The organism is Vibrio sp. 2-2(8) (assembly GCF_963888495.1).
Taxonomy (GTDB): Bacteria; Pseudomonadota; Gammaproteobacteria; order Enterobacterales; family Vibrionaceae; genus Vibrio; species Vibrio anguillarum.
In genome coordinates, this window is the sequence record NZ_CAWPJM010000054.1 from 152706 (window position 1) to 172447 (window position 19742).

Genomic DNA, 19742 nt, shown 5'->3' on the forward strand with positions numbered 1-19742 from the left:
GCTACCCACAGCGACAGTTTGGAGAAAGTAATGGACGAAAATAAGCAGAAGGCGCTAGCCGCAGCACTGGGTCAAATTGAAAAGCAATTTGGTAAAGGTTCGATCATGCGCCTTGGTGACAACCGTACAATGGATGTTGAAACCATTTCTACCGGTTCACTTTCTTTGGATATTGCATTGGGTGCTGGCGGTTTACCAATGGGACGTATCGTTGAAGTCTACGGCCCTGAATCATCAGGAAAAACAACGTTAACGCTGGAATTGATCGCAGCAGCACAACGAGTGGGTAAAACCTGTGCTTTTATCGATGCAGAACATGCCCTTGACCCAATTTATGCTAAAAAACTGGGTGTAAACATCGATGAGCTGTTGGTTTCACAACCTGATACGGGCGAACAAGCGCTTGAAATTTGTGATGCCTTGGCCCGTTCTGGTGCCATTGATGTTATCGTCATTGACTCTGTGGCTGCACTGACACCAAAAGCTGAAATTGAAGGTGAAATGGGCGATAGCCACATGGGCCTCCAAGCACGTATGCTTTCTCAAGCGATGCGTAAGTTAACGGGTAACCTAAAACAGTCCAACTGCATGTGCATCTTCATTAACCAGATCCGCATGAAAATTGGTGTGATGTTTGGTAACCCTGAAACCACAACAGGTGGTAATGCCCTTAAATTCTACGCTTCAGTTCGTTTAGATATTCGTCGTACAGGCTCTATTAAAGAGGGTGACGAAGTCGTGGGTAACGAAACGCGTATTAAAGTGGTTAAGAACAAAATCGCGGCTCCCTTTAAACAAGCGGATACTCAAATTCTTTACGGACAAGGTTTTAACCGTGAAGGTGAATTGGTTGATCTCGGTGTGAAACATAAATTGGTTGAGAAAGCGGGCGCTTGGTATAGCTATAACGGTGATAAAATTGGTCAAGGTAAAGCAAACGCCTGTAAATTCTTGAGAGAGAATCCAGCCGCAGCCATGGCTCTTGATACTAAGTTACGTGAAATGCTGCTCAATCCAGCCGAGTTAATTGTTGAAGAACCTATTTTGAGCGAAATGCCTCAAGAAGAAGAGTTGTAATCTTCTCCACGTTTATATTTCAACAAAGCCCTGCAATGCAGGGCTTTGTTTTATCCATGACCAATAGGGACAGTATGTATTCCTCTAAATTCAAATCGACGTTATCGTGCAAAGAATGCGCATTGCAATTACTGAGCCGACGAGATCACAGCGAGCATGAGCTACAGCAAAAGCTCATGAGTAAAGGGTATGATGCGGAAATTATCGTTCAAACAATGAGTTACTGCCTTGAGAACCATTATTTGGATGAACTGCGCTATGCCGCAAGTCAAATAAGACAACATGTCACTAAAGGTCATGGTGAGCGGCGCATTCGACAAGAGCTGAGCCAAAAAAGAGTCAGTAGCGATGATATTGAAACCGCTTTACATCAAGAGCCTCAAGATTGGTTTGAATTGGCAAAAGCGGTGGCTGAAAAAAAATTCAGAGAACCTGCGGAAAAAGGTTCAAAAGAACATGCCAAACAAGTGCGTTTTTTGCAGTATCGAGGTTTTAGCTTCGAGCAAATTAGCTACGCTTTATCATCATCGGAAGCTTAACTCTTCGTCTGATCCGCAATTTATTTCCTGCCATGCCTTTTCTATAAGAAAACTAGTCGAACTCTTGTCCATGCTTTACAATAACGCAAAATTCTAACTTGAGTATTTCAGGAAGAGCTGCATGTTTATGAGCACTGATGAGGTTCGCCGCGCGTTCCTCTCGTTCTTTGAAAGTAAAGGACACCAAATTGTTGATAGTTCATCATTAGTCCCCGCTAATGACCCAACCCTGTTGTTCACAAATGCAGGAATGAACCAATTTAAAGATTGTTTTCTTGGTTTAGAAAAGCGTGCTTATACACGTGCAACAACGGCGCAACGTTGTGTGCGAGCTGGTGGTAAGCATAACGATCTGGAAAACGTTGGTTTTACCGCTCGTCACCATACCTTTTTTGAAATGTTGGGTAACTTCAGCTTTGGTGATTATTTCAAAGAAGACGCTATTGCATACGCGTGGGAGTTTCTTACTGTAACACTCAAGTTACCCGCTGATCGTCTACTGGTTACCGTGTATGAAACCGATGATGAAGCATTTGATATCTGGAATAAAAAAGTAGGCATTCCGGCTGAGCGCATTATTCGCATTGGCGATAAACCGGGTGGTAAAGCTTATGAGTCAGACAACTTCTGGCAAATGGGTGATACGGGTCCGTGTGGTCCTTGTACTGAAATTTTCTACGATCATGGCGATCATATCTGGGGTGGTCCTCCTGGTTCTGCAGAGGAAGATGGCGATCGTTTCATTGAAATTTGGAACAACGTCTTCATGCAGTTTAACCGTCATGCCGATGGCACGATGGAGCCACTTCCAAAACCTTCCGTTGATACCGGTATGGGTATTGAACGTATTTCTGCGATCATGCAGGGTGTTCACTCAAACTATGAAATTGATGTGTTTCAAGCCTTGATTAAAGCCGCCGCTGATGTGACGGGTTATGACGATCTTTCCAATCAATCGCTACGCGTTGTTGCTGATCACATCCGTTCTTGTGCTTTCTTGATTGTGGATGGTGTGATGCCATCGAATGAAGGTCGTGGCTATGTACTGCGTCGGATTATTCGTCGAGCGGTGCGTCATGGTAATAAATTGGGCGCACAAGGTGCCTTCTTCCACAAACTGGTTGGCCCATTAGCACAAGTGATGGGAACGGCTGGTGAAGAACTGAAAAAGCAGCAAGCGCTTGTAGAAAAAGTGCTGCGCATTGAAGAAGAGAATTTCGGTCGCACTCTTGAACGCGGTATGGCGATCCTCAATGATGCACTCGATAATTTAGAGGGTAGCGTACTGGATGGTGAAACTGTCTTTAAACTTTACGATACCTACGGTTTTCCGGCTGATTTAACTAATGATGTTGCACGTGAACGTGAGCTGACCATTGACGAACAAGGTTTCGAAAAAGCGATGGAAGAGCAGCGTCAACGAGCGCGTGAAGCGGGCCAATTTGGCACTGACTACAATGCAATCATTAAAGTTGATACCAATACCGCTTTCTGTGGCTACAGCGCGACACAAGGCGAGAGCCGCATTGCCGCTATGTTTGTTGACGGCAATGAAGTTGACACTCTATCTGCGGGTGATAAAGCGATTTTGATCTTGGGTGAAACACCTTTCTACGCTGAATCCGGTGGTCAATGTGGTGATGCAGGTGTTATTCAAACGGCCACGGGCTTGTTTAAAGTTGAAGATACACAAAAACTCGGCAACGCCATTGCTCATCACGGTGAACTTATCGAGGGCGTACTCGCCAAAGGCGATGAAGCGAAAGCCATTGTTGATGCTAAGCGCCGCGCTGCAATTTCACTGAACCACTCCGCCACACATTTGTTGCATGCTGCACTTCGCCAAGTATTAGGTTCGCACGTGGCGCAAAAAGGCTCATTGGTAAAAGCGGAAAGCTTGCGTTTTGACTTCTCTCATTTAGAAGCAATGACGCCCGCAGAGCTAAAAGAAGTGGAACGTCTAGTGAACGCGCAAATTCGCCGTAACCACACGATTGAAACCAATATTATGGACATCGAAGCGGCAAAAGCCAAAGGTGCTATGGCATTGTTTGGTGAAAAATACGACGATGAAGTTCGTGTATTGTCGATGGGTGATTTCTCAACCGAACTGTGTGGTGGTATTCACGCAAGTAACACCGGTGACATCGGCCTATTCAAAATAGTTTCTGAAGGCGGTATTGCCGCTGGCATTCGTCGTATTGAAGCGGTGACGGGTGAAGGCGCGCTGGATCTATTGGATCAACAGCAGACTCAATATGAAGTCAAAGTGGCTGAAATGGCGGCTAAAGCGAAATCTTTGGAAAAAGAGTTGCAGCAGTTAAAAGATAAACTTGCAGCGAAAGAAAGTGCCAATCTGATCAGCAATGTAAAAGAAATTGCGGGTGTGAAAGTACTAGTTGCTCAACTTAATGGCGCCGATAACAAAGCGCTGCGTGGTATGGTTGATGAGCTAAAAAATCAGTTAGGCAGTGGCATTATCATGCTGGGTAATGTGGCTGATGATAAAGTGGGTTTGATTGCGGGTGTGACCAAAGATCTTACCGCTAAAGTTAAAGCAGGGGAGCTGGTCAATATGGTTGCCTTGCAAGTGGGTGGTAAAGGTGGCGGCCGTCCGGATATGGCTCAAGCGGGAGGTACGGATGTTAATGCCTTGCCTAGCGCTTTAGCTTCCGTAGATGCTTGGATTGCTGAGCATCTATAAACCGCTGTAATAAGTCACGCTCAATCACTGTTTTTTGATTGGGCGTAATTTTATTTACCAAACCAAGTGGTCTAATTGGCGCAATAGGATACGAGCCAGTTATCTGCTTGGTTTTGTTTTTGTAACTACTGAATCGATACTCAACATAGTGCTCTGCTTTCGATTTGGTCCTAATGAGACTTTGGTCTTGGGAAGGTGAAGATAGGTGAAAAAGCCCCTTATCGTGCAAAAGTTTGGCGGAACCTCGGTGGGTTCAATAGAACGAATCCATACCGTCGCTGAACACATCATTAAGGCGAAGAATGATGGTAATCAAGTGGTTGTAGTTGTTTCTGCAATGTCAGGAGAAACCAATCGACTGTTGGGCTTAGCACAACAAATCGATAGTGTACCAACTGCAAGGGAACTTGATGTTTTGCTCTCTGCTGGTGAGCAAGTGTCTATGGCGCTATTAGCGATGACACTCAATAAATTAGGCTATTCAGCTCGCTCACTAACCGGAGCTCAAGCGAACATTGTGACCGATAATCAACACAATGACGCGACGATTAAAATGATTGATACTCGAACGATTACCGAGTTGCTGGCACAAGATCATATTGTGGTGGTAGCGGGTTTTCAGGGTGTGAATGAGAATGGGGATATCACCACTTTAGGACGTGGAGGTTCTGATACTAGCGCTGTGACGCTAGCGGGAGCTCTTAAAGCCGATGAGTGTCAAATATTCACTGATGTGGATGGTGTTTACACATGTGATCCACGTGTGGTTGCAACGGCTCAAAAATTAGAGATCGTTGATTTCCCGTCAATGGAAGAAATGGCACGTAAAGGCGCTAAAGTTCTGCATTTACCTTGTGTGCAATATGCGTGGGAAAATGAAGTTCCTTTACGCGTATTGTCTACTTTTGATGTAAACGCAGGCAGTCTAATCAAAGGTGAGCAGTGTCATAAAGCAGTATGTGGCATTGCGATTCAACGCGATATGGCGCTTATTACTGTGCAACATGATCATTTCCCGAGTTTAGCCAAGCAGTGCCAAATGCTCGGTGTGGAAGTGTGGAGTGTGATCGAAGAGGCAGAATGGACAGGTGTCATTATAAAACGAGACGCTTGTGCTAAATTAGCTCTGGTTTTCAATGACAAAATCCGTAATAGTGAACCCGTTAGTTTATTGACCACGGTAGGTTTACTAGCTCAGGAATTAGTTGAACGCTCATGTGAATTACTTGCAGAACAAGGGATCGAAGTGAGTTCCCTTTCGGTTGATAAACAATCGTTAATGCTAGTTATGCAGCCACAACATGTTGATAAGGCAGCCAATATTTTACATGAGGCCTATATAACGTCAGATGAGCTATTAGCTTTTCACCTAAAACATGTCTCTTTAGGGTGAGAGCGCACTAATAGATAGTTTACGAAAATATAACTTTTAGTGGATAATAGCGCAGTTGCAATATAATACAGAGATTACTCAAGGAGCAAAGAATGCTAATTTTGACTCGCCGCGTTGGCGAAACACTAATGATCGGTGATGAAGTGACAGTAACAGTTCTTGGTGTAAAAGGTAACCAAGTGCGTATCGGTGTGAATGCACCGAAAGAGGTTTCTGTCCACCGTGAAGAAATCTACATGCGCATTCAAGCTGAAAAAGGTAATGGTAGTGTTGCACCTAGCAACTACTAATTATCACAAGGAAGGCTAGCGAATTTTGCTGGCCTTTTTTATGCTTTGAAGTCACTGATATGACAGAAAAGTTTAATTTCACAGCGCTTTGATTAAATAGCCAACGGTTGATTTGATTTTTGTCGCTTTTACCAAGAAAGTGTTTGACATATTTTTGGTAAAAAGTAATATGTGCCTCCGCAAGACGGTGAGGTGGCCGAGAGGCCGAAGGCGCTCCCCTGCTAAGGGAGTATACGGTTTATAGCCGTATCGAGGGTTCGAATCCCTCCCTCACCGCCATTCTTGCTTATTTGGTTTAGCATCCAAATAAAGAACAATGTGCGTCCTTAGCTCAGCTGGATAGAGTACCTGGCTACGAACCAGGCGGTCGGAGGTTCGAATCCTCCAGGACGCGCCATATTCTTTCGTAAGATTGAATGTGAAAATGCGGTGAGGTGGCCGAGAGGCCGAAGGCGCTCCCCTGCTAAGGGAGTATACGGTTTATAGCCGTATCGAGGGTTCGAATCCCTCCCTCACCGCCATTTATTGACCATGAGTCAATTTTTTTGTTCAGAAATAAAATTTTTGTGATGTAATTCACATCTTGCGCGCTCATAGCTCAGCTGGATAGAGTACCTGGCTACGAACCAGGCGGTCGGAGGTTCGAATCCTCCTGAGCGCGCCACTTATTTAAAGTTAGTGATACTGTCATTAACTCTGCGCGTCCTTAGCTCAGCTGGATAGAGTACCTGGCTACGAACCAGGCGGTCGGAGGTTCGAATCCTCCAGGACGCGCCACTTATTCAAAGGGTCATTGACCCTGATATTGTTAACGATCATCGCTGATTAATATCAAAACTTTGCGCGCTCATAGCTCAGCTGGATAGAGTACCTGGCTACGAACCAGGCGGTCGGAGGTTCGAATCCTCCTGAGCGCGCCACTTATTTAAAGTTAGTGATACTGTCATTAACTCTGCGCGTCCTTAGCTCAGCTGGATAGAGTACCTGGCTACGAACCAGGCGGTCGGAGGTTCGAATCCTCCAGGACGCGCCACTTATTCAAAGGGTCATTGATCCTGATATTGTTAACGATTATCGCTGATTAATATCAAAACCTTGCGCGCTCATAGCTCAGCTGGATAGAGTACCTGGCTACGAACCAGGCGGTCGGAGGTTCGAATCCTCCTGAGCGCGCCATTTATTAAGAAGCCTCGCATTGTGCGGGGCTTTTTTATGTTGGTTTTTTGTTGCTATTTTGTTAAATTGAAAATGGCAACTATTTGTTTTATCTTGTTAATCTGCAATGTTTTAACTCCCTCTCAGTATCTGCATCATTTTTTGATTAACGTAGCCGTATTGGCTAGTTAAATGCCCTTCTTAATAGAGAAAATTCAGAGTTTTGTGATTTGTGTGAGTAATTGTTCGCCGATTTTGTGTGTTATCTACAAGAGTCCCTTAAACAAAATTGACAATTATTAACCAATCGAGATAATCCTAGTCCACTTGCCAAGATCGCATTTGTAAAAATGCGTAGCAATTGTTGTCAGGATGACACAGAAAGGAAGCAACATGACTACTATTGGAAGCCTATTAGTTGACGCCGCCACCCTTATGATTACGGGGATGGCTGTAGTCTTTATTTTTCTAACTATTCTCGTTTATCTCGTTCGGTTAATGTCAACCTTGGTACCGGAAGAAGTACCACAACCGATCGCAGCGCCGATTCAACATCGAAAAGTTCAACCAAACCCTTCAGCTGTGAGCCCGCAAATTGTGGCGGCAATTTCTGCAGCAGTGCATCAGCACCGCGCATTAGCTAAATAGCATAGAAAGGATGAAAAGGAGTTTATGAGCATGTCTAAACCACTAGCTATTACGGATGTGGTCCTTCGTGATGCCCATCAGTCACTATTTGCCACGCGCATGCGTATCGAAGACATGCTGCCTATTGCAGCAGAGCTCGATAAGATCGGTTATTGGTCACTGGAAACTTGGGGAGGAGCAACGTTTGATGCTTGTATCCGTTTTCTCGGTGAAGATCCATGGGAGCGTTTACGTTCGCTTAAGCAAGCGATGCCCAATACCCCAATGCAAATGTTGCTACGCGGCCAGAATTTACTAGGCTATCGCCACTATGCTGACGATGTTGTTGAAAAGTTTGTCGAACGAGCTCACGCGAATGGTATGGATGTTTTCCGTATTTTTGATGCGATGAATGATGTTCGCAATTTTGAAAAAGCGGTTAAAGCGACAATTGATGTTGGCGCACACGCGCAGGGTACACTGTCTTACACTACTAGCCCTGTTCATAATTCAGATACTTGGGTTGATCTTGCCAAGCGGTTGGAAGATCTCGGCTGCCACTCTTTGTGTATTAAAGATATGTCTGGGTTGCTCAAGCCGTATGAAGCTGAAGATCTGATCACCCGTATTAAATCCTCTTGTGCCGTACCTTTAGCGCTGCACAGCCATGCAACGACTGGTCTTTCAGCGGCAACAGCCGTTAAAGCGGTAGAGGCTGGTATCGATATTTTGGATACCGCTATCTCGTCAATGAGCCAAACTTACGGGCACACACCAACCGAAACAGTGGTCGCTATGCTTGAAGGAACCGAGCGTGATACGGGCCTGAGCCTGACACAGCTTGAACCGATTGCCACTTATTTTCGTGAAGTGCGTAAGAAATACGCAAAATGGGAAGGACAGTTAAAAGGTGTCGATTCTCGTATTCTTATTGCGCAGGTTCCTGGTGGTATGTTGACTAATATGGAAGGTCAACTAAAAGAACAAGGAGCGGCCGATCGCCTTGATGAGGTTCTTGAAGAGATCCCTCGTGTGCGAAAAGATTTAGGTTTCATTCCCCTTGTGACTCCAACATCTCAAATCGTGGGAACACAAGCGGTGATCAACGTCCTTACTGGTGAGCGCTATAAGAGCATCACGAAAGAAACTGCAGGGGTATTAAAAGGTGAATACGGTGCCACGCCTGCGCCAGTGAATACTGAGTTGCAAGCCAAGGTGTTGGGTAATCTTACGCCGATCACTTGCCGTCCAGCCGATTTGTTGGATGCAGAAATGGCCGTGTTGACCACTGAATTGCTTGAAAAGGCAAAAGCAGAGGGAATTTCATTAGCTACAGATACGGTGGATGATGTTCTGACTTATGCATTGTTCCCACAAGTCGGTTTGAAGTTCTTGAAAAATCGTCACAATCCGGACGCATTTGAGCCTGCGCCAACCTTGGAGTCAGCCAAACCTACACCTGCTACCGTTGTGATAAAAGGTGGTATTGAAACCTACAGTGTTAAAGTGGATGGGCAAATTTACACGGTTGAAGTGGGGCCAGAAGGCCAGCTTAGCTCGATTTCTGCCAGCCAGTCTCAAGCAGCACAGTCACCAAGCGTGCCAGCAAGTAACAATGCAGAAGCCGTTCCTTCACCACTCGCTGGCAACATTTTTAAAGTGAATGTTCAAGCTGGTTCTGAGGTGTTAGAAGGGGATGTGTTAGTGATTCTGGAAGCGATGAAGATGGAAACCGAGATCCGTGCGGCACGTGGCGGTATTGTTCAAGATCTTCATGTCAAAGAGGGTGATGCTGTGACTGTTGGTGCACCATTGCTGAGCTTAGCGTAAGGGAGAACCATGGACGGATTACTGACCTTATGGTCTGAAACAGGGATCGCTAATTTTCAGTTAGGCCAAATCTGCATGATTTTGGTCGGTTGTTTACTGCTGTTTTTGGCTATTCGCAAAGGCTTTGAGCCACTGCTGTTATTGCCGATCGGCTTTGGTGCGATTTTAGCGAATATTCCGAATGCGGGTTTTACCGAACCCGGCGGTCTGCTTTATTACGTTTATCATGTTGGTATTGAGACGGGCGTTTTTCCACTGCTGATTTTTATGGGCGTGGGCGCGATGACCGATTTCGGGGCGTTGATTGCAAACCCTAAAACGTTATGGTTAGGTGCGGCCGCTCAGTTTGGTATTTTCGCCACCCTGTTTGGTGCGATATTACTCAACTATGTACCGGGTATGGAATTTACCATGGCCGATGCTGCGTCCATCGCCATCATTGGTGGAGCCGATGGCCCAACCGCTATTTTCCTTGCCAGTAAATTATCGCCGGATTTATTAGGTGCAATCGCTGTGGCGGCTTATAGCTATATGGCATTAGTTCCTATCATTCAGCCACCGATTATGAAGGCACTTACAACACCTGAAGAGCGAAAAATCAAAATGGCTCAGCTACGCCACGTTGGGAAGACAGAAAAAATACTGTTTCCTTTGGCGGTGCTATTGATGACGATTCTATTTTTACCGTCAGCAACGCCATTAGTGGGTATGTTCTGTCTAGGTAATTTAATGCGTGAATCGGGTGTGGTTGAGCGTTTATCCAAGACAGCGCAAAATGAACTGATCAACATCGTTACTATCTTCTTAGGCTTAGGCGTTGGTTCTAAACTGCAGGCTGATAAGTTTTTGAACTTGGAAACATTAGGTATTTTGGCGCTCGGTGCTATTGCTTTCAGTATTGGTACGGCTGGTGGTGTGTTGATGGCGAAAGTGCTTAATAAATTCTCGAAAGAGGATATTAACCCTCTTATTGGTGCTGCTGGTGTGTCTGCGGTACCGATGGCGGCGCGAGTAGTGAACAAAGTGGGGCTTGAAGCTAATCCACAGAACTTCTTACTGATGCACGCCATGGGGCCAAATGTAGCAGGTGTACTGGGCTCTGCTGTTGCAGCAGGCGTTTTGCTTGCTCTTGTTGGCTAAGCCTAGACGAGCCGATGGTTATTTTGCGAGCTAAAGATTAACTAGAAGCAATAAAATGGTATATATTCAAAGGGATGCTGAGGCATCCCTTTCTTTTTATCAATAGGGAAGTTTGACATGGATAATAAACAGATCGCAATTACTGAGTTTGGTGGACCAGAGGTGCTCGTTATTCAAACCAGTGACGTTCCTCAACCTAAAGCTGGCGAAGTGTTAGTGAAAGTGGCTTTTGCTGGTGTAAACCCTATTGATGTAAAAACTCGGGCGGGTCTGGGGTGGGCTGCAGCGCAAAACAAAGATAAGCTGCCATGGGTGCCAGGTTACGATATTTCTGGACAAGTTGTTGAGGTGGGGGAAGATAATCGCCGCTTTCAAATTGGAGATAATGTGGCGGGCTTTGTTGGGTTTCCGTTGCGTGGTGGCGGTTACAGCCAATATTTGTGTGTGGCAGAAAGTGAACTCAGCCTTGTTCCTGATGCTGTGACCTTAGAAGCAGCAGCGGTGCTGCCACTGGCAGGGCAAACGGCGGCGCAAGCCCTAAATAAAGCGCAAGTGAAAGAGGGGGATCGCGTATTGATCCTCGCGGGCGCCGGTGGTGTCGGGCACCTAGCGGTACAAATTGCTTTAGCAGCAAAAGCTGAAGTGTATACCACGTGCAGCGAACAAAATTTGGATTATTTAGCGACTCTTGGTGCTCATGCGATTAATTACAATTTTGCTCCTGCTTCACAGCGTTTAGAAGAAGTGGATGTGCTGATTGATTTAGTCGGGGGTGATGCGGCTCTCGACGCTTTGAAATGCTTGAAAGATCATGCGCGTGTCGTTACTGTTCCGACTCTAAGTGCTGAGCTTATTTGTGAAAAAGCAAAATTACTTGGTTTTGAAGCCACAGGCATGTTAGTTGATCCTAATCCTGAACAGCTTGATACCATGCTTTATATGGTCAGCGTTGGCTTATTGAAAACGGAAATTCAAGCTGTTTATCCGATGGCGGAAGTGGCTGCGGCTCATCAACAGATTGAAACAGGCCATACTCGAGGCAAAGTTCTTCTTGATATGAAATGTTAGACATTTTTAGCACCTATTTGGAACCGCTCTCGTATTGGTTTGCTGGCTCTGCTCTGTGGGTGCTTTTTTTTAGTGGTTTTCTCAGTGCTACCTTATTACCGGGAAGCTCAGAAGCGAGTTTATTCGCCACATTAAGCCTGAATCAATTTCCCGTATTTTGGGTTATCGCCGTTGCAAGCGCTGGCAATACCCTCGGCGGTCTGACCAACTATTGGCTCGGTATCTGGTTGCCTAATCGAACTGAACGCGAAAAGCACGGTCATAAAGCGTTAGCTTGGCTCAATAAATATGGTTATTGGGCTCTCTTATTTAGTTGGCTACCTGTGGTGGGTGATGTGCTTTGTTTGGCCGCAGGTTGGCTACGCATGAAATTTTTACCTACTTTTGTCATTATTTTGATCGGCAAAGCACTGCGTTACATCATGCTTGCCGCTGTATTCTATGGTTTTTTCTAAGGAGCTGTTATGAGAAAAATTTGGCTAGGTGCCCTTTCTCTTATTGCCATTTATGGCTGTTCATCAACGGTCGCACCTATCGCTTTTTTTTCATCATTACCGAAAGGAGTTACGCTGATTGAGCAAGTGGATGCTCAACCAGAAAAAGTGATGATCCCTTATGCAAAATATCAGCTCGATAATGGTCTTACTGTCGTGCTCTCACCGGATCACTCAGATCCTTTAGTGCATGTCGATGTCACTTATCATGTGGGTTCGGCACGTGAAGAGGTTGGAAAATCAGGGTTTGCTCATTTCTTTGAACACATGATGTTTCAAGGAACGGAGCACGTTGGCGATCAAGAACATTTTCGTTTGATCACCGAAGCGGGAGGAACCATGAATGGGAGTACCAACCGTGACCGTACTAATTATTACCAAACCGTGCCTTCAAATCAGCTAGAAAAAGTGTTGTGGCTCGAATCTGATCGGATGGGATTTTTACTCAACGCGGTTTCTCAACGTAAATTTGAGATCCAACGTGACACAGTAAAAAACGAACGCGCACAAAACTACGACAACCGCCCCTATGGCTTGATGTGGGAAAAAATGGCGGAGGCGATGTATGCCGAAGGACACCCTTATTCATGGCAAACCATTGGTTATGTAGAAGATCTTGACCGAGTGGACGTCAACGATCTTAAAGCGTTTTTCTTACGTTGGTATGGGCCGAATAATGCGGTGCTGACCATTGGTGGCGATATTGATGTTCAGCAAACACTTGAATGGGTTAATCAATATTTTGGCACCATACCGGCAGGCCCAGCTGTTGATAACGCACCTAAACAGCCGGCCCAGTTGGCGCAAGATCGTTTCATTACCTTGGAAGATCGCATTCAGCAACCCATGGTTGTGGTGGGCTGGCCGACAGAATATCGCGGTGCTCAAAGTCAAGCATCGCTAGATGCGCTTGCCAAAGTGCTAGGCAGCGGTACCAATAGTTATCTCTACCAAGCGTTAGTCAAAACTCAAAAAGCCGTCAATGCGGGTGCATTCCAAGATTGCGCCGAATTGGCTTGTACCTTCTATGTTTATGCCATGGCCCCTTCGGGTGAAAAGGCTCAGCTTGCTCCCTTGTATCGAGAGTTAATGCAAACACTCAGTCAGTTTGAACAACAAGGGGTAGACCAGAGTCGACTTGATCAAATTACCGGTATGGCGGAAGCGAATGCGGTTTTTGCGCTGCAAAGCGTATCTGGAAAAGTGACGCAGCTTGCGTCCAACGAAACGTTTTATGGGCAGCCTGATCGCCTAGAGCAACAATTAGCTCAGATTCATGCGGTCACCCCAGAGTCAATTCAACAGGCTTATCAGCGCTTCATTGCTCATCAACATAAGGTTACCTTAAGTGTTGTGCCTAAACATAAAGCCGATCTTGCCGTTCAAAAAGCTAATTTCGTACCACCTAAAAGAGTGCTGCCCGAGCATCAAACGATAACCGAAGATCAATTGGCTTACCGCCAGGTTGAAGATCAATTTGATCGCTCAATCATGCCTTCTGTGGCAAAAGGTGTGAAAGCACAAATGCCGACACTGTATGAACTCTATTTTGATAACGGTATTGAGTTATTAGCCACACAAACCAGCGAAACGCCGACCGTGCTAATTAATATCAATTTACCAGCAGGAGAGCGACATGCCGCGCGTGGCAAAGAAGGGTTAGCTAATTTAACCGCAGCGTTACTTGAAGAAGGTTCAACTCGACGCTCAGTGGAAGCCATTCAAGCTCAACTTGACACGTTAGGTTCGACTATCAGTGTTACTGCCAATGAGTATTCGACCAGTATTATGGTCTCTAGTTTGAAGAAGAATGTTGCAGCAACATTGGATGTGGTTGAAGAAGTTTTATTTCATCCTGCTTTCAAAGAGAGTGATTTTACACGGCTGAAGCAGCAGATGCTGGAAGGGTTGGTTTATCAGCATCAAACACCGGGATGGCTTGCTTCACAAGCTACTCGTCAAGTACTGTTTGGCAACTCTATTTTTGCGCGTTCAAGTGAAGGCACTGAGCAATCACTAAACGATTTAACATTAGAAGATGTAAAACGCTTTTATGCGAAACATTACACGCCACATGGTACGCAAATCGTTGTCGTTGGCGACATTTCCAAAAAAGAGGTCGCTAAACAGTTAACCTTTTTAGGGCAGTGGCGCGGTGAAGCTTCTCCTTTGTTACGTCCCCAAGTGGTGAACTCACTGACAGAGCGGAAGATATATCTGGTTGATAAGCCTGATGCGCCGCAGAGCATCGTCCGTTTTGTGCGAAAAGGGTTGCCTTTCGATGCCACTGGCGAGCTTTTTCTCAGCCAACTGGCTAACTTTAATTTAGCGGGCAACTTTAACAGCCGCATTAATCAGAATTTGCGTGAAGATAAAGGCTACACCTATGGCGCAGGGAGTTATTTCGCGAGCAATCGAGAAGTGGGCGCTATCGTTTTCAATGCTCAAGTGCGTGCTGATGCCACTGTAGCTTCAATCGTTGAAATAGAAAAAGAGATGGCAACATTCAGTCAAAGTGGCTTAACCGACCAAGAGCTAAAATTTATGCGCCTTGCTGTCGGCCAACAAGATGCACTGACGTATGAAACACCATCACAAAAAGCGCAGTTGCTTAGTAATATTTTGACCTATAGTTTGGATGAAGATTACCTACAGCAACGAAATGAACTGGTAGAAAACGTAAAAAAATCAACGCTCAATAAACTCGCCGCTAAATGGTTTGCACCACAAGAGTATCAAATTATCGTGGTGGGTGATGCGAAAACGTTGAAGCCACAACTTGAAAAATTAGATATTCCCGTAGAAGAGCTTGAAATCATCCGCTAGAGTACACATTTATAGGGGGCAGATTGTTTGCCTCCATTCTACTCTCTTGCTGAGTTAGAGCCGCTTTCATTCGGATCATTCACCTATAAGCGAATCATTATTTTGACTAATTTTGCCGCACGACTTGAACAAGTCACTAAAAAATCAGAAGTGTTTAAGCAGTTTGGCCGAGGCGTTGAGCGTGAAACGTTACGCTATACCCCAGAAGGCTCGTTAGCTCTGACTCCTCATCCAGAAGCACTCGGCAGCGCATTAACCAACCGTTGGATCACCACTGATTTTGCGGAGTCATTGCTTGAATTTATTACACCAGTCTCTCATGACGTGCCGACTTTACTCTCACAACTGGCGGATATTCACCATTTTGCTCAAACCAAATTGGGTGACGAAAAGATGTGGCCGCTTTCTATGCCTTGTTATGTTGGCAGCGAAGATGATATCGAACTGGCGCAATATGGTTCATCGAATACGGGTAAAATGAAAACCCTTTATCGAGAAGGCTTAAAGCGTCGTTACGGCAGCTTAATGCAGATCATTTCTGGCGTGCATTTCAATTTTTCATTTCCAGAATCATTTTGGGATGCCTTGCATGGCGAGCAAACTAAATCCCAGCGTACTGAGACAAAATCGGAAGCCTATTTTGGTGTGATTCGTAATTACTACCGTTTTGGCTGGCTTATTCCCTATTTCTTTGGCGCATCACCTGCGTTATGTTCATCGTTTGTGCGCGGACGTGAAAGCCATCTGCCATTTGAAAATATTGGTAAAACGCTTTATTTGCCTCATGCTACCTCGTTGCGCCTCAGTGATTTAGGTTATACCAATAGCGCGCAAAGTGGCTTGCAAATTGGTTTTAATAGCTTGGATCAATATCTAGAAGGGTTGAATCAGGCGATCCGCACTCCATCAAAAGAGTTTGCAGAACTAGGCGTGTATGTCGATGGTGAACATCGTCAGCTCAACAGCAATGTTTTGCAGATAGAAAACGAACTCTATGCACCGATCCGTCCTAAACGTGTGGCCAAAAATGACGAAAAGCCGTCACAAGCGTTAGAGAGAGGCGGAGTCGAATACATCGAAGTGCGTTCGTTAGACGTAAACCCGTTTAGCCCGATTGGTATTACTGAAGATCAAGTGCGTTTTCTCGATCTGTTCCTCACTTGGACAGCTCTTTCAGATTCAGATCCGATGGACAATTGTGAGCTGGCATGTTGGCGAGATAACTGGAACAAAGTGATTTTAGAAGGTCGTAAACCGGGTTTAGAGTTACAAATTGGCTGTCGCGGTGAGAAACTGACGCTGCAAGCGTGGGCGCATAATGTATTCGATGACTTACGCAAAATAGCGCAAGTAATGGATAGCGCTTGTGGTGGCAACGCATACCAAGCCGTATGCGAGAAACTAAGCTCGTGGATTGATAATCCAGAATTAACCTTTTCCGCTCAACTACTTGAACAGACTAAACAGTTTGGCGGGCTCGGTAAGGTAGGTTGTGCATTAGGAGCCGAATACCGACAAGCCAACCTGGCACATCACTATCAAACTTATTCTGAGTCTGTGATGGAAGAGGAAGTGCTGCGTTCTCGAGCCGCTCAGCAACAGATAGAACAACACGATACTCAAAGTTTTGAAGAATTTCTTGAAAGCTATTTTTCGTACCTAAAATGATCTCTCGATCATAATCTAACATTGATAGGCAGAGCATCGCTCTTTGCCAAATAAGGAGAAAGCAATGCCATTACTCGACAGTTTTACTGTAGATCACACTCGTATGCATGCGCCTGCGGTACGTGTGGCAAAAAATATGCAGACGCCTAAAGGGGATACAATCACCGTATTTGATCTCCGTTTTACTGCTCCAAACAAAGATATTCTTTCGGAAAAAGGGATTCACACTTTAGAGCATTTATACGCTGGCTTTATGCGCGCGCACTTAAATGGTCATGATGTAGAAATCATCGACATCTCACCTATGGGCTGCCGTACAGGTTTTTACATGAGTTTGATTGGCGCGCCAACAGAAGCGCAAGTGGCGCAAGCGTGGTTAGCGGCGATGCATGATGTGCTAAAAGTAGAGAGCCAAGATCAGATCCCTGAACTAAACGAATACCAATGTGGTACAGCCTCAATGCACTCGTTAACAGAAGCTAAAGAGATTGCTCAAGCGATTATCACAGCAGGTATTGCGGTGAATAAAAATGATGAGCTTGCTTTACCTGAGTCGATGCTCAAAGAGCTGAAAGTGGATTAAAGATCGCCAGATCTGGCCCTTTAAAAACAAAAAGCTTGGCAGTGACCAAGCTTTTTTCTTTCTTTTATGCAGTGACTGGCGATTAATGTTTTTTGGTTTTGCGTGGAAAGACTTTAACCTGCTTAATGCGGTTTTCTTCTACATCTACAATCTCCATCGCATGGCCAGAAACTTTGACACTTAAATGGCTACTTGGAATATCTTCAAGGTGCTCCAAAAGTAAACCGTTTAAGGTTCTTGGGCCCGTCGTTGGCAGTTTCCACTTCAGCCCTTTGTTAATGTCACGGATATTTGCGCTGCCATCAATCAAGAAGCTGCCATCACTTTGTGGTGTAATTTCATCGGCTAAGCTTGGTGCCATTGAGGTGGTGAATTCCCCCACAATCTCTTCGAGAATATCTTCAACAGTGATCAAGCCATTGATATCACCGTATTCATCAACGATCAGGCCAATCCGCTCTTTGTTGCGTTGGAATTTAAGTAATTGTACGTTGAGCGGTGTGCCTTCCGGGATGAAGTAGACTTCATCAGCGGCACGTAAAATCATCTCTTTATTGAACTCTTTTTTTTCCAACATCAAACGAGAAGCATCACGAAGGCGTAATATGCCCACCGCTTCATCAATTTTGTCTCGGTAAAGCACCACGCGTCCGTGTGGCGAGTGAGTTAACTGACGCACGATAGATTTCCAATCATCGTTAATATTGATACCAGTAATTTCGTTACGTGGGATCATGATGTCGTTCACCGTGACATGTTCGAGATCGAGAATGGAAAGCAGCATATCTTGGTGGCGACGAGGAATAAGGCCACCCGCTTCGTTGACGACGGTTCTCAACTCTTCAGAGCTTAGATGATCCTCCGCCCCATGCTTGGCTTTAAGGCCTAGTAAGCGGATGAAACCATTGGTGATGAAGTTAATGAACATCACCAATGGTGACAATATCTTCATTAAGAAGGTCAGTAAGATGCTGCTGGCGTAAGAGACGCGTTCAGGGTAAAGCGCTGCTAATGTTTTTGGCGTCACTTCAGCAAAAACCAGAACGACCAACGTCAGCGCACCAGTGGCAATGGCCACTCCTAGATCCCCATAAAGGCGCATACCAATAATAGTGGCAATTGCAGAAGCTAAAATATTGACTAGGTTGTTGCCAATGAGGATCAAACCAATGAGGCGATCTGGACGATCAAGCAGTTTTTCGACACGCTTTGCACCTTTGTGGCCAGTATTGGCCAAGTGCTTTAAGCGGTAGCGGTTCAAAGACATCATGCCGGTTTCTGAACCTGAAAAATAAGCCGAAATTACGATGAGACCCGCGAGTAGTGCAAACAATATACCCGTTGAAATGTCGTCCAAAACGTGGTGTTTCCTTATAAATAGTGTGATTAAGTAATGATCTAATTAAATGAATGTGTCAATACGCTATCAAACGTGTTGAGTTAGCTCAAAATGATTTCTTTTACAAAACGGCTACCAAAGTAGGCCAGTGTGAGTAAGGTTGCACCAGCGACAGCAAACCAAGTCACTTTTCTACCGCGCCAACCTTTTCGGTAATGTCCCCACAACAATACAGAATAGACAACCCAAGCAATGAAAGACAAAATGCCTTTATGCGCTTTGCCTTGAGCAAACATATCACCGACAAAATCAAAACCAGTAATCAAGGTACCAGTAAGTAATACGTTACCTATCAAGATGATTTTAAACAGTTGCCTTTCTACCATCAGTAGTGGTGGCAAATTGGGGTTGATGGTTAGCATCTTCTTTTTCTTTAGCTTGTAGTCCAGCCAAGCCAATTGCAAAGCGTAGAGTGCGCCAATCGAAAGGGTTGAATACGAAAATAGTGCTAGAGAAATATGCAACAACAGTGGCGGATTGTTTTCTAAGTGAGTCATGAACATGCTGGGAAGAAATGAGGCGGCGCTGACGTTGATCGCGGCGAAGCTATACACCACCGGCAACAGAAACCACAATCGCGTTTTTAACATCGCAATGCTCATCACCAGTGAGATGATAAAGCTTATCAATGATGCCACATTGAGCATACTGAGGTTTTGCCCATTAGCGTTGAAGATTAAATCACTCAGTAACCACGCATGAAAAGCCAGCGCCAGTGCTGAACTGAACAATACTGTCTGCGCACGAATCCCAGTTTGATTAACTAAGCCTGGAATAATGGTCGCTATGGATAAAAAATACAAAATAGTGGCGACTATTGCGATTAAGTTTTCCATACTTCTTACAAAATGGTGGCTGAATTGACGAATTATACCTTGCATCACGATAATGAGCTACGTTGGATACCGATTGATTTGACATATACCCACCTTAGTTGAGGTCATGGTGC

15 protein-coding genes and 8 tRNA genes are annotated in these 19742 nt (G+C 45.1%); 21 read left to right on the top strand and 2 right to left on the bottom strand.

Going from position 1 to position 19742, the window contains the following annotated elements:
- Positions 1-30: 30 nt before the first annotated feature.
- The 21 genes from recA (at position 31) to luxS (ending at position 17394) form a co-directional block, all read left to right on the top strand.
- The gene (recA, locus tag AACV12_RS17185; protein WP_010320444.1) at positions 31-1077 is read left to right on the top strand and encodes a recombinase RecA; all 1047 of its coding nucleotides are present in this window, start codon (positions 31-33) and stop codon (positions 1075-1077) included.
- A gap of 35 nt (positions 1078-1112) precedes the next feature.
- On the top strand, positions 1113-1616 hold the full coding sequence (recX, locus tag AACV12_RS17190) for a recombination regulator RecX (RefSeq protein ID WP_017047536.1): 504 nt from the start codon (positions 1113-1115) through the stop codon (positions 1614-1616).
- Between the two features lie 121 nt (positions 1617-1737).
- Positions 1738-4320: an alanine--tRNA ligase gene (gene alaS, locus AACV12_RS17195; protein ID WP_170901059.1), complete on the top strand. Its 2583-nt coding sequence runs from the start codon at positions 1738-1740 to the stop codon at positions 4318-4320.
- Positions 4321-4525: 205 nt separating this feature from the next.
- The gene (locus AACV12_RS17200) at positions 4526-5713 is read left to right on the top strand and encodes an aspartate kinase (RefSeq protein ID WP_013857703.1); all 1188 of its coding nucleotides are present in this window, start codon (positions 4526-4528) and stop codon (positions 5711-5713) included.
- Between the two features lie 92 nt (positions 5714-5805).
- Positions 5806-6003: a carbon storage regulator CsrA gene (gene csrA, locus AACV12_RS17205; protein WP_010320440.1), complete on the top strand. Its 198-nt coding sequence runs from the start codon at positions 5806-5808 to the stop codon at positions 6001-6003.
- A 186-nt stretch (positions 6004-6189) separates the two neighbouring features.
- A tRNA-Ser gene (locus AACV12_RS17210) sits at positions 6190-6282 on the top strand.
- A gap of 41 nt (positions 6283-6323) precedes the next feature.
- Positions 6324-6400, top strand: a tRNA-Arg gene (locus AACV12_RS17215).
- 31 nt (positions 6401-6431) lie between these two features.
- Positions 6432-6524, top strand: a tRNA-Ser gene (locus tag AACV12_RS17220).
- Positions 6525-6590: 66 nt separating this feature from the next.
- A tRNA-Arg gene (locus AACV12_RS17225) sits at positions 6591-6667 on the top strand.
- Between the two features lie 36 nt (positions 6668-6703).
- Positions 6704-6780: transfer RNA gene (locus tag AACV12_RS17230), tRNA-Arg, on the top strand.
- 66 nt (positions 6781-6846) lie between these two features.
- Positions 6847-6923 (top strand) — tRNA-Arg (locus AACV12_RS17235).
- 36 nt (positions 6924-6959) lie between these two features.
- Positions 6960-7036, top strand: a tRNA-Arg gene (locus AACV12_RS17240).
- 66 nt (positions 7037-7102) lie between these two features.
- A tRNA-Arg gene (locus AACV12_RS17245) sits at positions 7103-7179 on the top strand.
- Between the two features lie 372 nt (positions 7180-7551).
- The gene (locus AACV12_RS17250; RefSeq protein WP_029388148.1) at positions 7552-7806 is read left to right on the top strand and encodes an oxaloacetate decarboxylase subunit gamma; all 255 of its coding nucleotides are present in this window, start codon (positions 7552-7554) and stop codon (positions 7804-7806) included.
- 30 nt (positions 7807-7836) lie between these two features.
- Positions 7837-9615 carry a sodium-extruding oxaloacetate decarboxylase subunit alpha gene (gene oadA / locus AACV12_RS17255; protein WP_026027803.1) on the top strand — a complete coding sequence of 593 codons (1779 nt, stop codon included), beginning with the start codon at positions 7837-7839 and terminating at the stop codon, positions 9613-9615.
- A gap of 9 nt (positions 9616-9624) precedes the next feature.
- The gene (locus AACV12_RS17260; RefSeq protein ID WP_013857700.1) at positions 9625-10755 is read left to right on the top strand and encodes a sodium ion-translocating decarboxylase subunit beta; all 1131 of its coding nucleotides are present in this window, start codon (positions 9625-9627) and stop codon (positions 10753-10755) included.
- A gap of 117 nt (positions 10756-10872) precedes the next feature.
- Positions 10873-11823, top strand: a complete 951-nt coding sequence (locus AACV12_RS17265) for an NADP-dependent oxidoreductase (RefSeq protein WP_017045772.1) — start codon at positions 10873-10875, stop codon at positions 11821-11823.
- On the top strand, positions 11817-12278 hold the full coding sequence (locus AACV12_RS17270; protein ID WP_017045773.1) for a YqaA family protein: 462 nt from the start codon (positions 11817-11819) through the stop codon (positions 12276-12278). Before AACV12_RS17265 ends, AACV12_RS17270 begins: the two co-directional genes overlap by 7 nt.
- Positions 12279-12287: 9 nt before the next feature.
- Positions 12288-15143 carry a M16 family metallopeptidase gene (locus AACV12_RS17275; protein WP_170901061.1) on the top strand — a complete coding sequence of 952 codons (2856 nt, stop codon included), beginning with the start codon at positions 12288-12290 and terminating at the stop codon, positions 15141-15143.
- Between the two features lie 102 nt (positions 15144-15245).
- Positions 15246-16811 carry a glutamate--cysteine ligase gene (gshA, locus tag AACV12_RS17280; protein ID WP_088733042.1) on the top strand — a complete coding sequence of 522 codons (1566 nt, stop codon included), beginning with the start codon at positions 15246-15248 and terminating at the stop codon, positions 16809-16811.
- 64 nt (positions 16812-16875) lie between these two features.
- Entirely contained in the window at positions 16876-17394 is a 519-nt protein-coding gene (luxS, locus tag AACV12_RS17285) for an S-ribosylhomocysteine lyase (protein WP_010319518.1), read from the top strand.
- An 82-nt stretch (positions 17395-17476) separates the two neighbouring features.
- Here the strand turns inward: luxS and AACV12_RS17290 are convergent, their stop codons facing one another.
- Positions 17477-18751, bottom strand: a complete 1275-nt coding sequence (locus tag AACV12_RS17290) for an HlyC/CorC family transporter (protein WP_017046996.1) — start codon at positions 18749-18751, stop codon at positions 17477-17479.
- A gap of 83 nt (positions 18752-18834) precedes the next feature.
- A complete protein-coding gene (locus AACV12_RS17295; RefSeq protein WP_026027563.1) occupies positions 18835-19629 on the bottom strand; it encodes a cytochrome C assembly family protein in 795 nt (264 codons plus the stop codon).
- Positions 19630-19742 lie beyond the last annotated feature (113 nt).